This is a genomic window from Treponema sp. B152 (genome assembly GCF_024181665.1).
GTDB lineage: Bacteria > Spirochaetota > Spirochaetia > Treponematales > Treponemataceae > Treponema_B > Treponema_B denticola.
Genome location: NZ_CP058668.1, coordinates 1,972,545 through 1,987,432 on the forward strand (window position 1 = coordinate 1,972,545; position 14,888 = coordinate 1,987,432).

The 14,888-nt window shown below is 36.4% G+C and carries 13 protein-coding genes; 5 read left to right on the forward strand and 8 right to left on the reverse strand.

Going from position 1 to position 14,888, the window contains the following annotated elements; all coding sequences use genetic code 11:
- Window positions 1-10 precede the first annotated feature (10 nt).
- From HYB91_RS09210 to trxB, 4 genes are all read right to left on the reverse strand, one after another.
- Window positions 11-1,840 (reverse strand): S1 family peptidase, encoded by a 1,830-nt coding sequence (locus HYB91_RS09210; protein WP_253719483.1) that lies wholly within the window; start codon window positions 1,838-1,840, stop codon window positions 11-13.
- A 141-nt stretch (window positions 1,841-1,981) separates the two neighbouring features.
- The gene (grdA, locus tag HYB91_RS09215) at window positions 1,982-2,455 is read right to left on the reverse strand and encodes a glycine/sarcosine/betaine reductase complex selenoprotein A (RefSeq protein ID WP_080612538.1); all 474 of its coding nucleotides are present in this window, start codon (window positions 2,453-2,455) and stop codon (window positions 1,982-1,984) included.
- A 126-nt stretch (window positions 2,456-2,581) separates the two neighbouring features.
- Complete coding sequence (locus HYB91_RS09220) at window positions 2,582-2,899, reverse strand: thioredoxin TrxA (protein WP_002669980.1); 318 nt, start codon at window positions 2,897-2,899, stop codon at window positions 2,582-2,584.
- Between the two features lie 178 nt (window positions 2,900-3,077).
- Window positions 3,078-4,031, reverse strand: a complete 954-nt coding sequence (trxB, locus tag HYB91_RS09225) for a thioredoxin-disulfide reductase (protein WP_253698944.1) — start codon at window positions 4,029-4,031, stop codon at window positions 3,078-3,080.
- A 191-nt stretch (window positions 4,032-4,222) separates the two neighbouring features.
- Between trxB and HYB91_RS09230 the strand changes: the two genes are divergently transcribed.
- The 5 genes from HYB91_RS09230 to holA all read left to right on the forward strand — a co-directional run bounded on the left by HYB91_RS09230 (window position 4,223) and on the right by holA (window position 10,188).
- Window positions 4,223-5,539 carry a hypothetical protein gene (locus HYB91_RS09230; RefSeq protein ID WP_253719484.1) on the forward strand — a complete coding sequence of 439 codons (1,317 nt, stop codon included), beginning with the start codon at window positions 4,223-4,225 and terminating at the stop codon, window positions 5,537-5,539.
- A 19-nt stretch (window positions 5,540-5,558) separates the two neighbouring features.
- Window positions 5,559-6,881, forward strand: coding sequence for an aldehyde dehydrogenase family protein (locus HYB91_RS09235; RefSeq protein WP_253719485.1), 1,323 nt, complete (start codon window positions 5,559-5,561; stop codon window positions 6,879-6,881).
- Window positions 6,882-6,941: 60 nt separating this feature from the next.
- Window positions 6,942-7,598 carry a hypothetical protein gene (locus tag HYB91_RS09240; protein WP_002677115.1) on the forward strand — a complete coding sequence of 219 codons (657 nt, stop codon included), beginning with the start codon at window positions 6,942-6,944 and terminating at the stop codon, window positions 7,596-7,598.
- A gap of 103 nt (window positions 7,599-7,701) precedes the next feature.
- A complete protein-coding gene (locus HYB91_RS09245) occupies window positions 7,702-9,099 on the forward strand; it encodes a hypothetical protein (protein WP_002677114.1) in 1,398 nt (465 codons plus the stop codon).
- Between the two features lie 72 nt (window positions 9,100-9,171).
- Window positions 9,172-10,188 carry a DNA polymerase III subunit delta gene (gene holA, locus HYB91_RS09250; RefSeq protein ID WP_002677113.1) on the forward strand — a complete coding sequence of 339 codons (1,017 nt, stop codon included), beginning with the start codon at window positions 9,172-9,174 and terminating at the stop codon, window positions 10,186-10,188.
- 5 nt (window positions 10,189-10,193) lie between these two features.
- Here the strand turns inward: holA and HYB91_RS09255 are convergent, their stop codons facing one another.
- The 4 genes from HYB91_RS09255 to HYB91_RS09270 are packed head-to-tail and all read right to left on the reverse strand — an operon-like array spanning window position 10,194 to window position 14,780.
- The gene (locus HYB91_RS09255; protein WP_002677112.1) at window positions 10,194-11,039 is read right to left on the reverse strand and encodes an FAD binding domain-containing protein; all 846 of its coding nucleotides are present in this window, start codon (window positions 11,037-11,039) and stop codon (window positions 10,194-10,196) included.
- Window positions 11,040-11,044: 5 nt separating this feature from the next.
- On the reverse strand, window positions 11,045-11,524 hold the full coding sequence (locus tag HYB91_RS09260; protein WP_002669971.1) for a (2Fe-2S)-binding protein: 480 nt from the start codon (window positions 11,522-11,524) through the stop codon (window positions 11,045-11,047).
- On the reverse strand, window positions 11,514-13,601 hold the full coding sequence (locus tag HYB91_RS09265) for a xanthine dehydrogenase family protein molybdopterin-binding subunit (protein ID WP_002677111.1): 2,088 nt from the start codon (window positions 13,599-13,601) through the stop codon (window positions 11,514-11,516). Before HYB91_RS09265 ends, HYB91_RS09260 begins: the two co-directional genes overlap by 11 nt.
- Window positions 13,602-13,604: 3 nt before the next feature.
- Window positions 13,605-14,780, reverse strand: coding sequence for a DegT/DnrJ/EryC1/StrS family aminotransferase (locus HYB91_RS09270; protein WP_002677110.1), 1,176 nt, complete (start codon window positions 14,778-14,780; stop codon window positions 13,605-13,607).
- Window positions 14,781-14,888 lie beyond the last annotated feature (108 nt).

Sequence of the window (14,888 nt, forward strand, 5' to 3'; positions counted from 1 at the left end):
TCCGTAAAATTTAAAATGAATATCCAATACTTACACCAAATCCGTGTAAAAACATTCTATCTTTGTTAAATTTTGCATATCTTCCGGCATAAGCAGCCCCAATCATAAGTTTTTTACCATTAATATCAAAAACAAATCTTATACCCGGAGAGATTTTTACATGAAGACCAATAAAATCAGAGCTAAACATCGGAGTTCCCAATCCAACTCCTGTTTGTAAATAAGGCATTATAGTAACCTTATTATTTACAGAGATAGGAAGATTCGGTTCAATAAACGCTAAAACTGAACCTGCAATCGAATCAAAGAAACTAAAAAATCCGGAATCTTTAAATTCAGACTCTTTAAATTTTGACCGCTTATTAGGAAATTTATGGCGTTGATTTATATTTAGCATAACGCCAAAACCAAAAAACCTATAATTCCAAATTGACCCAATCGAGCCTCCGGAATATAAACCATAAGGAGAGAAAATACCATTATATTCAATAAAGGGCATACTATTATAAGGCGATGCAAAAAGGATTGCTGAAGAGTTTCCAGATTTTTTTTCTCTATTTTTCTTCTTTTCTTGTTTATTTTTGGAAGCTTCACCAACTTTTTCATCGGTAAGTTCATTATTTAGTGAAAAATCGGATATCCTCCAGTTTTTATTTTCAACTATCCAAAGTGAATATAATTTATCTTCGTTATTATTTTTAAATACTATGTATTTTCCTCCGGCATTTTTTGAATCAGACATGTTTTCTACCGAAGAGAATGTTTTATAATCATTTATATCTTTTTCAAGATTATATGCAACCGCAAATTTTAACGAATCGATAGGAAAAGAAAATATTATTCTTTCTATAAGAGCATCCCGTACATAGGAAGGTCCCCTGAGAAGAGCATCCTTTAGTTTATCCAGTCCATTTTTTTTGGCATAGTCAGTACTTATAAAAGAAGCAAGCGTATAGATGCGCCTTAGTCTATCTTCAACTTCTTTTTCATCGGAAAGTGTTTCTTTGGGATACGAAGCCTGCTCCAAAAAGACGGCTTCAGCTTTTTTTAACATTTTCTCGGTTTCAGCAGCATTTAAATTAGAAAAACCCAATTTAAAAAAAGAATTTACCGTAGAAAAAGGTATTGCAAAGTTTGTAGTTTCCCGTTTGCGGGCTTTTGCTTTATTCACACCGATTACTTCATATTCTTCTGCACCATTTTTAGATGTTACCAAAAGAGGCCCGCCTGAATTTCCTGCATCTATCGGAGCCGAATGCTGTAAAAAAAAGCTGTCTTTCGGATAGAGCGGATCATCAAATTTGATTTTTTTATTGGTTAATGTTCCTTTTCCCAATTGCCATGATGGTTTACCGCCTAATCCGGGATAGCCTGCAGACCATACATCTATACCTTCACGCAAAGCACCTTGATAAAGACCTAAGCCTTTTTTTATCCCTGCATCTGCCGGAATTTCGGCAATAGCAAGGTCATCCTCAGCACTGTTTGCAATAATCTTGCAGTTTTCAACTTTTTTTATGGTTTTACCATCCGCATCCATCATTTCTATAGAAACAGAATCGGCATATGCACAAACATGATTGTTTGTAACAACATAACTTTTTCCATTAAAGATATAAATAAAACCGGATCCGAATGAGTTATCTTTTTCAACTCTTAGCTTAAATATTTCTGCAAAATCTGCATAGCCCATATCTTCTAAAGTATCTGCAGCTTCGTTCACACAATCAACAACATCTTCTTTGTAGTTAGGCCTTACAATGCAAACATAGTCTCGCAAGTCGGCAAAACACAAAAAATTCAAAACAGAAAAACAAAGAAATATAAATATCTTTTTCACACTTGACCTCCTATAAAACAAAAAAAGCGGTGCAGCTACAAAAATGCTCCATTTTAAGGAATGGTGTCATTCTTGTATTACCACACCGCCGACTAACACGAAAGAAGCCTACGGTGTAAAACGCATAAGCTCCGAAAGGCATTACAGGAATTTGCAGCCTTTATTTCGGTATTCCGAAACTTCCGCGATAATAGCATCGACGTCCATAACCATTTCCATCATGCCTACCTGCGCTTCATAGACCGCAGGGTCTATTTGGCTCTTAATTTCCGGTTCTGCCACGTGATAGCACAAGAGTCCCAACGAGACTCCAGCCAACGGACCTGCAAAAGTCGGGTCGCCTACTGTAACAGTTTCGCAGGCTAAACCTGAAGATTCGGCTTCTGCACCGCCCAAAAGAACAATTACATTCTCAGGACCGTATTTTTCAGCTAAATCTTTGACTCGCTTTTGGTTTTCCAAGTCCATTGCTCCTGCGCTTGTTCAGACAAAGCATTCGGTTGCAGCATATACAACCTCAGCACCTGCCGATTCTGCACAGAGCTTAATAGCCTCCCCGGGAACGCCGTCTCTGTCACCAATGATGATGACTTTTTTAGTTTTCAAATCAACCATAGCATCCTCCTAGGATAAATTTTTTAAGGCAGGATAACCTGCCTCACGGTTTATTAAACCGTATCTTTAAAAAGCCGTTAAGAAAACTTATCGTCTTTTTTCCGGCTTAAAAGATTAACACTTACGTTAGATGTATTTTTTTACCATATCTTCGATTTGATTAATTGTCAAATCGCTTCCGGTAACGCCGTCTTTTCGCACTCCATCAATATAGATGAGCATTGTAGGAAGACCTAAAACCTGCTCTTTCATGGCAACGCGTCTTGCACCATCAATATTGAATGAGCAAAATTTTGCCTTTCCGGCATGGCGTTCTGCCATTGCGTGAACATCCGGCATTAATTGTTTACAGGGAACGCATCCGTCCGACCAAAAATCTACAAAGGTTACGCCCTTTGACTGATGAACTTCTTGTTCAAAATTTTCTTTTGTCAATTCAATCATTTTTTTCTCCTATAAAAACTTTTTGCAGGAAACCTCAGTTTCCGAAAAAAGTTTTTTCAAGCGGTTTGTTTACAAACCGCATATAATAATGCGATGTTTTGTACCTTTGGTACAAAACTCGATAGATAAACAGTGAGGCAGAATTCCTGCCGAACTGTTTATCGTATCTCCTATAGGTTTATTTTTTCATAGCCATTTTGGCTTTGATATCGTCGATGTAGTGGCCTGCCCAGATACCGGCAAGAGCACCGTCGGCTGCAGCTGTAACAACCTGACGTGATTCTTTTTGAATAACGTCGCCTACGCCGTAAATACCGGGTACGTTTGTTTCCATCTTTCCGTTTGTGAGGATGTAGCCGTTTTCATCAAGATCAACCAAGCCCTGAATAAAGGCGGTTTGAGGATTGTGTCCGATAAATACGAATACGCCTTCGGTATCGAATTTGGAGGTTTCGCCTGTTTTTGTATCTTTTAAGATAACGCTGTCTACAAGGCCGTCTCCGCAAACTTCTTCAACAACGGCATTCCATTTAAAGGCCATTTTGGGGTTGGCAAAGGCTTTTTCCTGAATGGATTTTGCAGCTCTAAGTTCATCCCTTCGGTGAATGATAGTTACCTTGTCGGCAAATTTTGTAAGATACATAGCTTCTTCAACAGCAGAGTCTCCGCCGCCGATAACTACGATTTCGCACTCTTCAAAGAAGGCACCGTCGCATGTTGCGCAGTATGAAACACCCTTTCCCCAGTGTTCTTTTTCGCCCTTACAGCCAAGCTCTCTGGCACTTGCACCTGTTGCAACAACAACAGCCAAGCATTCATACTTTACGCCGTCACTTCCGTGAACAATGCGGGTAGGTGAATTGGGAACAAGTTCGATTTTTTCGGCCCTTGCTCTTTTGAATTCAACGCCGAATTTTTCTGCATGTTTTTTAAAGGCTTCGGTCAGAGCAGGACCTGAAGATTCGGGGAAACCGGGGTAGTTTTCGATTTCTTCAGTGATATAGCACTGTCCGCCTTGATTGGGCTTTTCTTCAAGAATAACCGTCTTTAATTTTGAACGGGCTGCATAAATTCCTGCGGCCATACCGCCGGGACCGCCTCCAATTATAACCAAATCATATTTTTCTGACATAAAGTCCTCCTAAATATCTCTGGTTTAATATACCAATTTTTTCTATTTTAATCAAGATGTACATCTAAACTATGGAAGAACTTAGATAGATTCAAATTCCTTTCACTTGAAAAGACCCGATAAATCGTATATATTAGCAATGAGATACTAATAATAAACTAAGGAGAAAGGCAAAAATCCCCTTAAAAGAAATGAATAAAAAACTTTTTTTTGTCATTTTAATCATATTTTTTTTCTCAAGGCCTTTTTATGCTCAAAAAGTCAGCGAAAAAAAGGATATTGCCGTCTTTGCAACTTCCTATTACGGCCGGCATATTTCAAACGATTTCATTGAAATGATTGATGAAGCGGTTATGAATGTTTTTTTTAACCTTGAACGTTTTAATATAATAGGCTTGGAATACAGACTTGCCTCAACAGATGTAGATATATTTATTGCGATTATAAACCGCTCGCGAGAAGAAAACACAGAACTGCCCGAATCCGTTTTAATGGGCCTGGAAGCCTTTACAAAAGCAGACTGGGAAAAAACAGTCAATTCTTATTATGTAGTGATGCCTGTAATTACAGATTATTCAGTTTCGATGGAACGATATGATGATTTGTTTTTGGGAGAAACGGACGGATATAGGGTAGAAATTGCTTTGGAATTCTACATATATTCTTCAAAAGAAGATTTAAGAGAAAAAATTGATATAAAAATAAGCTCTATTGACAAAACCTATGAGAAAGCATACAACACGGCACTTAAAAGTCTATCGAAAAAATTAGATCTTGAGCTGCGTAAGATCGAAGCATTTACCATAAAAACAGGCATAATCAAGGCAGAAAAAGGAACCGTTCACTTTGAACTCGGTAAAAAAATGGGCGTAAAACTTGGAGATGAATATGTTGTTTTAAGTGAAGACGGAAGAAGAGAAATAGGCTTAATTGTTGTTACCGAAACGGAAAGTGATTTTTCGAAAGGATTAATACTTTATTCGAAAAAGCCATTAAATTTAGGGGATGCTATTAAAGAGGTCCCTCACGGGCCTTTCGAATACAGGGCCTATGCCCTGGGTGAGTTCGGCCTTTTCTTTGCCGAAAGAGGTTTATATGACGGAGGCGGAACATTCGGCATTAATGTTTCGGGAACAAGAGGGTTTTACCGCTTTAGACCCTGCTTCGGAGTCGAGATGACATTTGACTCTCAAAGTCCTAAAATCCTTTCTATAGGAGCACCTATAACCATATTCGGAGGTGCAGAAATAGGAAATACATATCTTAGGCGTTTACAAATCTTGCCTACAATTCAATTTTATTATACAATGATTGTAACCGATTCTAAAAAAAGTATTCCGATTCCTGCAGGAGCCGGGCTTAAAGCCTTTGTACATACAAGTTTTCTTGTAACAAAGAATTTTAAAATAGGAGGCGACGTGGGCGTAAAAACGGGAGCAACCTTTTATAACGGGATAGGAGGAATCCTAAGATTTATCGCCGGAATCGGCTTTACAATAAAATTATAATTTTTATGGGAGAAATACAATGAAAAAAAATTTACTTTTTTTGTTTTTAACTGCATCTTTCTTCTTTTTTTCCTGTGCAAGCCTTGAAGATGCCTTAGACGTAAAGAAGCCTGCTTATAAGGAAACAAAAGAATATACTTCAATGGGAGAGGCTTCTTCCTTTTTGCAGGCTATAAATAAGGCAAAAGTTGGAGCGATCAGGCAAGGAGTCATAGATATCATCGGTTCAGAAGCCGAAAAAAACAACTATGAACGAATTGAAGAAGAACTTTACAATACCGAATATCCGAATAAGTATGTAGTAAACGAAAAAATGGACGTACTACAAAAATCAAAAAACGGAGGAGTATACATAATTAAAATTAAAATCCCCGTAAAAATGAATGAGGTTTCATCAGCTCTTTCTAAAGCAGGTATTTTTTATCAAAAAAATTCAAGCAATAAAACTATGGATGATATAGTTTTCGGAAACGGCAAGACTCAAGAAAGTTTTAATGCTGCACAAAAACCTAAGGATGCAGACCTTATTTTAAAAGAAGCCCAAGCTTCTGCCGAAGGCAAAAAAAATCTTCAATTTTTAAATAATTATATCGAAAATATGACCTACATGGTTTTTGATGCCGAAGAATCAGACGCCGACAGATTTTTACTTAAAGCCGCAGTAGAAACGGGAAATGCCTTTCTTTTAAAGCAGGGGTATAGAGCAATAGACTCAAAAGAGGTCGAAAAGCTAAAAAAAGATAATGCCCTCATTTACCAAGAAAGCACCGATGAAGGAATGTCGGCCATTCAGTTAATAGCCCAAAAGTTAAATGCAGATGTATATATGGAAATTGACGCGGTAACCGAAGGCGGTTATGAAACAAGCGGTTATTACGGCTCGGCAAAAATCACCTTAAAAATATTCAATCCGTCTACAGGAGAGTTACTCGGTTCTGTTCCATACACAAGCCAAAAAACTTTCAGCCGAGTAAGCAGCTATGATGCCCAGTCGAACGCGATTCAATCCGCAGTAAACAAGGCCCTGCCCATGGCTGTCGATCAGGCAAAGATTCTTTTAGCCAAAGCCTATTCACGAGGTATAAGATATGAGATTATCATAAACGAAACACCTGACAGCAAGAGCATGGCACGTTTTAGAAAAGCTTTAAGCCAAAACCTCAATGATATAAAAACTTTATATCAGTCCTCAGCTCAAACAAAATATGCAGTTTCATTTTTCGGAACTATTGATGACCTCGAAGCCGCTATTTACGAGATTGCAGATTCGGTTCCGGGTTTTGAAAATATAAAATTGGTAATGCTAAGGGGTAAGGCCTTAACATTTAAATCGGGCTTTTAAATTGGACGTAGATTACGCCCAATTTTAAAAATATATTTGCATTATTTTAGGAGGCAAGATATGAAAAAAGCAATTAAGATTATGTTCCTTGCAGCAGTCGCAGTTATAGCCTTAGCAGGCTGTGCAAACAAATTAAAGCCGCTTGGAACAGTATCGAGCAAGGTTAAAAAACCTGAAATGCTCGACCACAAAAACCTTAAATGGGATAAGCCTGTTCCCGGCTGGGTTGCAGAAGAACCAAATGTCATCGAAAAAACTGATGACTATAAGGGTAAGGATGTTTATCTTTTTAAATTTGAGTCGCCCAGATCAAAGAGCTTGGAGGGAGCCGAGCTGTGGACAAGAGATTTTTCGGTCCCTTCCGAAATGGCCAGAATGATTAAGGTAAGAGTAGAAAGCAAGGCAGCCGCTGCTGCTGCAGGCGATAAGGATAAGATTGAAGGTTATCTTGAAGATATAGTCAAAACGATTACCTCGACAAAACTTTCCGGCTTTAAAAAAGAAACCGATTATTGGGTTCAGATGAGATACTTTGATGCCGATGGAAATCCTGATGGAGATGACTATACCTATTTAGTTTTATACAGCATCTCCAAAAAAACATTGGATAAACTCATCCAAAACGCAATCAGCGGAGCAGATGAAGATAAGCCTAAGACCGAAGAAGAGAGAACTGTACGTCAAAGAGTAAAAGAAGCTCTTTCAGAAGGTCTGTAAATCTTTTAAAAATACGGAAGAAAGAAAGGCCTTTATTAAAAGCTATAAAATTTCTTTCTTCCGTTTATCGCTTAAAAATCATCTATAAATAAACACAAAGACTATGCAGAAAAAACAACTATTAAAAAAAATACTTTTACCGATTTTAACTTTAGCTTTATTCTCATGTGCAAGTTATAAAAACAAAACCGAAGAACAGGTACCTGCTTGGATAGAAAAGGTGCCGGCAAGCGATGCAAATTACGAATACTTTACAGCCTCAGGAACAAATAAAAATTTTACCCTTGCAGAGGCGGACGCAAAAAATAATCTTATAAACGAAATAATACGGTATTTAGGAGTTTCAATAAAAACCGAAACGACAACAATAGCCTTAGGCTCCGTCGAAAGCCTTGAAAAAATATTAAAATCGGAAATTTCTCAGTCTTCGGCTGCTAATATAGAAAAATTAAAAATCAAAAACCGCTATACCCAAAAAAGCAAAGACAGCCTTACCGTTTATCTTTTGGCCGAATACGATAAAAATGAACTCCGTAAAGAAAGAAACCGCTTATTAAAAATTGCGGAAGAAAAAATTTTATCTGTAAGCGAACCCGAAAAAAAAGCTGATGAATTTTTTAAGAGTAAAAAATATTATTCTGCAGCCCTTTATTACGCTAAGGCTGCCTCTGCCGCATTGAGTTCCGGCATAGAAAACGGGGATATAAAATTTAAACAAAATATTTCAAATGCAAAAGAAAGTTTAAAAAAGATTAAGCTTAATTTGCAAGAAGACAGCCTTGAAGATTCTTTAAACGAAACTTTAATTCCCATAAACATCGGAACAACTGAAGAAAATGTTCCCTTATTAGTCAGCTACAAAACAAAGGTAAAGAATAGTACCACCATCATAATTGAAGGAATTGAAACAGATCAAAACGGAACCGCAAATTTTATTTTACATGATGAAAAAATTGAACCCAAAGCCCGCATAAGAATAGAGTTGGATATTTCCGAAATAAAACAAATACTCGGCTCTAAAGATTTTGATGAATATCAAGAAGCCGTTAAGGAGCTTCAGCAAATTATTTTTAAACAGGTGATAAATTTTGAATTTAAAAAACCGGAAAATAAAATAAAAAAGGGAAAAGAACAAAAAGGAACCGTTTCACTTTTTATCGAACAAACTGACAGTAAAAACTCAATCGTTGGAGAAAAAATCTCCGATATTTTAAAAGATATGAATTTTAAAACCATATTCGCAAAAAACGAAAACCAGTCCACAGATTTTTTTATTTATGCAAGGATAGAAACTGATGAAGCTTCAAAAGCTGCCGATGGATTTTTAGTGCGGCTTAATGCAGATATAGAAATAAAAAATCTGAACACACAAGAAATTCTTTATAAAAAAAATATAAGCAAAAGGGGTGCTGGTTTTACCGAAAGCGAAGCTCAGAGATCGGCTTCAATTGCTATAGCAAAGGCAATAGCCTTAGCCTTTAGCAGAATCGTCGACGAATAATAGAGCAGCTGACAAAGTTCTATATTTATTGTATACTTATATTCATAAACATGTTTTTTTAAGGAGAAACAATTGACGAGTCCTGTTTGGCTTTTTATGGGTCCTGAAATCGGAGAAAGAAATACAGCCGTTGACACGGTATTAAAAACCCTTTCAAAACAATACGGTGATATTGAAACACATACCGTCTATGCAGGAGATACGGGCATGGGAGATATAATTTCTCTCCTGCAAAACGCATCTCTTTTTTCTTCTGCAAAACTTCTTATATTAAAATCCGCAGAGCTTATAAAAAAGAAAGAGGATATAGACCTGCTTACCGACTGGATTCAATCGGTTTCAAAAAAAGAAAATACAAGCGATTCTTTTTTAATTTTAATTTCCGATGAAACATCAATTGCAAAAAAAATAAGCGATACCGTTCCTAAAACTCAGCAAAAAATATTTTGGGAGCTCTTTGAAAATAAAAAACAAGAATGGGTGCGTTCATTTCTTTTTAGGGAGGGCATTGAGATTGAAGATGAGGCAGTCGATGAGCTTTTGGAATTGGTAGAAAACAATACCGATGCTTTAAAAACGGCCTGTTCTCATTTAGTGCTCTATTTTCAAAAAGGTTCACATATAGACCAAGAGAATATCGAAAAACTTTTTGCACACAATAAAGAAGAAACACCCTTCAGCCTTTTTAATGCCTTAACAATGGGAAGCCTTGAAACAGCCTTGTCCATAAGCCAAAAGATAATACTTTCAAAAAATTCTTCGCCGGTTCAGATTATTGCAGGCTTAAGCTACTGCTTTAGACGCTTACAGGACTGGCATAAAATACATAGAGATAATGAATACTTGGATGATTTTGCTTTGAAACGTTTCGGTTTCTCGGGAAAAACCGCATTAGCACAATACAAAAGAGCTGCAAAACTATGGAATGAGGTTCAGTGCGTAAAAATAATCGCTCTTTTATCGGAAACGGATTTAGAGTTACGATCCTTAGGCACGGGCCTTCAAAATATAGTTATGGATATGTGCTTATATGAAATAGCTTGCAAATCCGGAAATAAAATAGAAAAATATACCGCAGATAATATTTAAAAGTCTTAGGTTAGGTTGTATAAATTATCCTCAAGTAAATTATAAAAACAAGAATTGTGAAACTCCGAAGAAAATTGTTCAGGAGTAAAAATCTGTTTTGCTTTTTGCATAATCACCGGAACATCAGATTGAGAAAGAGGCAGAGTTCTTCCTAAAAGCAAGTTATCAAATTCCTTATTTCTTATAAGTTCATCCGATGCAAAAAACAATCTCATATCGGATAATATATTTTTTTGAATGAGAATTAAAAATAAAAATGAAGCCGTATCACTTCCTATATATCCCGGAGTGCCCAGCCTTGTATAAAAACTTTTTGTCCATGTCTCGTTGGGAATTCTAATTCGGCTGATAATAAACTTTTCTTCTCTCTTTTCGGCATAGCTTTTATCAATGTATTTTGCAAACGGCACCCATTCAATATTTTCAGCAGTTCTGATTTCCAACTTTGCATCAAGGGCGAGCATCGGCAAAAAAGTGCCTGAAAGCGGATTCGCCGTTGCTATGTTGCCGCCTATTGTTGCAAGAGAGCGTATGGCATTGTTTGCTATCTTTTCGATAGAATAATATAAGGAAGGAGGAATATTTTTTTTACCCAAATCCAAAATTTCATTTAATGTAACGGCAGCACCGAATTCGAAATAACGCTCGGTTTTTGAAATAACTTTTAATTCAGGTAAAAAATTTAAATCCAAAATATGTTCAGGTAAATAGATCATCTCATCAGTCTGATGATTTAAAAAACCTGTTGCGCCGGCAATAGGTTTTATATTTGAAATATTTTTTAAAATAGTCTGCATTTCCTGCATGTAGCGAGCTCTATAGACAATGCTATTTTTAGTTAATTCAGTCATAAGTTCTATTTTCTCCGTTGATTTTTACTTATTTTTTCAATAGCCGAAAATAAATCTTCAAAGCTTGTACACCGGCACATTGTACTCGAATAATATTTTCTTATACTGTCTTCGGCATCAGGAGCATCAATATCTATATTGGAATTTAAAATTGCATATGTAAAAAATATTTTTCCTGCATCGCAAAAGCCGCACATTTCAACACCGGCTTGATCAAAGCCTGCTGCAATTATTTTATATTCTTCGGTTGTTTTAAAATACTCCAAGGTTATTATATTTTTTCCTTCAACATTAAAAACGGGAATAAAACATGCAGGTACGGGTTTATCGTTCATTAAAACAGTACACGACCCGCACTGACCGCTTAAGCATGAACTTTTTAAGCTTAAAAGATTAAACTCTCTTCTTAGCACCGATAAAAGTCTTTCATTTGCAGGAGCATCAATCTGAACTGCGGTTTTATTTAAATTAAAACTAATCTTCATCTACAGCCTCACTTTTTGTAACGGCATTAAAAATATCTTCAGTAAAAACAGGTAAAAAATCAATACGCTTGTGGTTAATCATAATTTGGTTCAGTGCAGAAATATACGCTGCAGGTACAAGGCTCTCGGCTAACTCTCCCAAACCTCGAGTTTTTAATTCGCTGTCTAAAACAAAATCTCTTATGGGAGGAATAGCTCCTGTTGCAATTATTTTATAATTGGAAGGGAGCAAATTATTTTCTCTAATGTCTTCTACGGAAATATTTGAAACTGCATTTGCAATTGTCTTATGAATATTTCTATGTACCATTTTTTTTGAATATATTTTTCCGGGATCACAAGCAAACCAAATACCCCTTACAATAATTTGATAGGTACTAGGATCAAGTTCAAGCTCAATAACACAGGCACCGGGAGTTTCAGAAATAAAAGGATTGCCCATTAAAGTTTCGTTATCCCAATCTTTAGAACGCGGCAGTTTGTAGGTTTTACTTACGGTAATTGGAAGAGGTTTTCTAAATCTTTGATTTTTTATTCCCGTACAGCATTTTTCAATAAGGTCGGGTAAGATACTTATACCGCAAGAAGCAGTTGCAGCACCGGTAGGAATCATCTCATCGGTTGAAGTGCCTAAAAAAATAATTTGGTTGTCTTCAACTTCCAATTCTTTTGCAATCTGTTTTTTTAAAATACGCTTTAATCCCTCCGAGGTAGGTTCTGCCTTAACCAATACCTTATCGTCTTTCGTTAAAGTTATTTCTGCACTATAATTCATTCCCGATTTTACAAGAATATGTAAACCGTTATATTGACAACCTACGGAAACTCCTATACCTCTCCAGTTTCCGTCATAACGATTTTTACGTCCCTTATTCATTAACCTATAAGCATAAAATTTTCTATAAAAATCGCTGGTGTTACAAACAGCCTTTAAGATATTTTCAAAAACAAAATCTTCTTCTTTTTTTATTCCCGTAATTGTTTTTTGACCTACTTTCAAATTATTTTGAAGTCTAAATTGAATCGGACATAAATCCAGTTGCTCTACTATTTCGCTTATATGTTTTTCCAGCGCAGAGCTTACATAAGAGTCGCCCCAACCTGAAAATAAGCCCGTCAAACCTTTTTCAGTCTTTATTGCAACAGCACTAATCATATAAACAGGCAAATGATAAATACCGGCAGCAGTTACCACCATTTGCTTAAGCATCTGAGTTATAAAGGGATTAAATGAACCGGCGTCCACAATTATCGAAACATCCATAGCCGTAATTTTTCCCAATTCGGAAACGGATGTTTTATGTTGAATCATAACAATGGGAGTCTTTATTGTATATAAAAAATCTTCTTGACGTGAAAATTCAATTACTATATTTTTTTTTGTCAAAAAAGATGCGACAGAAACTTGTGCAGCAAGTAGAGCAGGAAACCAAATTCTTCCGTCAAGGGATTCGGCTTCTGCATGTGAAACTACATTTATCTTTTCTTTAGGTACATCCAAAACATTACAAACAGAAGTTAAAACCTGATAGGGCCATTGAGTTGCAAGATGAATTTCAAGTCTGTCATCAACCCAATTTGTTTTAACGCAAGCTGTTTCCGCATGATAATGATATCTTTGCTTAAAAGAAAAAGTAGAATAAACTACTTGTGAACTTTTTTCAAAAACCTCTTCAGCGTTTCCCGAACTTAAACTTTCCCGAGAGACTATAGGATAGTCAAAATAATTTTTTTCTTCTTCTTCAAAAGTAAATTGAGCTTTGGGGCGTGAAAGATACTGGGTTTTGATTTGAAAAAGGCTTGAAAGCTCTAAAAGCTTTTTTTTATCGGGACCCGTCAAAATCCCTACAGCTTGGCCTGCATATTCTATTTTTTCATCGGCAAAAACAGGCACTTCTGTTTTTAAAAAACCTATTGAATTTTTTCCCACAATATCCTTTGCAGAAAAAAAAGAAAAGCCTTCAGGCAAATCGGGAATTTCTATATCTATAATTTTAGCATCTACATCAGAAGAACGTATAAGACATGCCCATTCCTGATTTTCAAATTCCAAATCTGAAACAAAAGTTTTATCCATAAATTAACGCCTATTCAATTTTGCAAGTTTAATTACCGTTTCGATAACATAATCGGAATCGTCTTCACTCATTGAAGGATAAAAGGGCAAACTCAAACTTTGCAAATATTTTTTATTCGATTCCGGAAAATCGGAACTATTTAAACCGTATCTTTCTTTTATATAAGACATTTCAAAATGAGGTATAAAGTGCATCGAAATACCCAAACCTTTTTCTTGTAAGGCTTGACCAAACTCGTCTCTTCCTATTTTTAAAGCTTCAAGGTTAAGCCGTAAAATATAAAGATGCCAAGCATTTCCTTCTCCATCGGGAGGAAGAATAAAAGAATCGTTCCCTGCAAATGCTGCATTATATTTTTGGGCAATTTTTTTACGCTGCTCAAAAAAAGTTTTAGCCTTTTTAAGCTGCACCCTTCCTATTGCAGAAAGAATATCGGGTAGGTTACATTTCCAGCCCTCAGCCGTAACATCGTACTTCCATGAAGCCTTTGTGTCGGTGTACCTGTCCCAGATTGTGCGGTTTATACCGTGGGAACGCATAAGTTTTACACGCTCTGCGATTTTTTCATCGTTGGTACAAATCATTCCGCCCTCGCCTGTCGTAATCGTCTTTGTTGCATAAAAAGAAAAAACGCCGCAGGTACCGAGAGTTCCGGCATAACCTTCTTTAGTCTTTGAAGGAAAAGCATGAGCCGCATCTTCTATCACGGCAACGGAATATTTTTTTGCAAGGTCATTTATCGCCTTCATATTACAAACATTTCCCGCAATATGAATCGGAACAATGGCCTTTACACTCTTATCTTTTTTTAATATAGTTTCGATTTTTTCGGGGTCTATACTGTAAGAATCTTTTTCGATATCGGCATAAACTACATCGCCGCCTAAGTGCAGGGCAGAGGTTGCAGTCGAAATAAAGGTATATGGACTTGTCAAGATTTTGGTTCCGCTCTTTATACCGCAGGCATCCATTGCAAGCATGAGCCCGCTTGAAGCCGAGTTGACGGCAAGGGCTGTCTTACTTCCCGTAAAGGAAGCAAATTCTTTTTCAAACTCAAGGGTTTCCTTTCCCGTAGTAAGCCATCCGGAGCGGAGTACCCTCATCAAAGCTTTTTCTTCTTCTTCAGAAAAGGAAGGAGTAAAAAAAGGAATTGTTTTTTTAGCCTGAACATCTTGCATACATTTTAGTCCTTTGCCGTATAAAATCAACAATAAAGTATACTAAAATTTTAATAATTATGCAATAAGACGAATTTCTTGCGGTTAAATTAAACACCGATCGAAATA

Coding starts and splice junctions, on each gene's coding strand:
- HYB91_RS09220 (WP_002669980.1), bottom strand. CDS start 2,899: ATGATTGAATTGACAAAAGAAAATTTTGAACAAGAAGTTCATCAGTCA.
- trxB (WP_253698944.1), bottom strand. CDS start 4,031: ATGTCAGAAAAATATGATTTGGTTATAATTGGAGGCGGTCCCGGCGGT.
- HYB91_RS09230 (WP_253719484.1), top strand. CDS start 4,223: ATGAATAAAAAACTTTTTTTTGTCATTTTAATCATATTTTTTTTCTCA.
- HYB91_RS09235 (WP_253719485.1), top strand. CDS start 5,559: ATGAAAAAAAATTTACTTTTTTTGTTTTTAACTGCATCTTTCTTCTTT.
- HYB91_RS09240 (WP_002677115.1), top strand. CDS start 6,942: ATGAAAAAAGCAATTAAGATTATGTTCCTTGCAGCAGTCGCAGTTATA.
- HYB91_RS09245 (WP_002677114.1), top strand. CDS start 7,702: ATGCAGAAAAAACAACTATTAAAAAAAATACTTTTACCGATTTTAACT.
- HYB91_RS09255 (WP_002677112.1), bottom strand. CDS start 11,039: ATGACTGAATTAACTAAAAATAGCATTGTCTATAGAGCTCGCTACATG.
- HYB91_RS09260 (WP_002669971.1), bottom strand. CDS start 11,524: ATGAAGATTAGTTTTAATTTAAATAAAACCGCAGTTCAGATTGATGCT.
- HYB91_RS09265 (WP_002677111.1), bottom strand. CDS start 13,601: ATGGATAAAACTTTTGTTTCAGATTTGGAATTTGAAAATCAGGAATGG.
- HYB91_RS09270 (WP_002677110.1), bottom strand. CDS start 14,780: ATGCAAGATGTTCAGGCTAAAAAAACAATTCCTTTTTTTACTCCTTCC.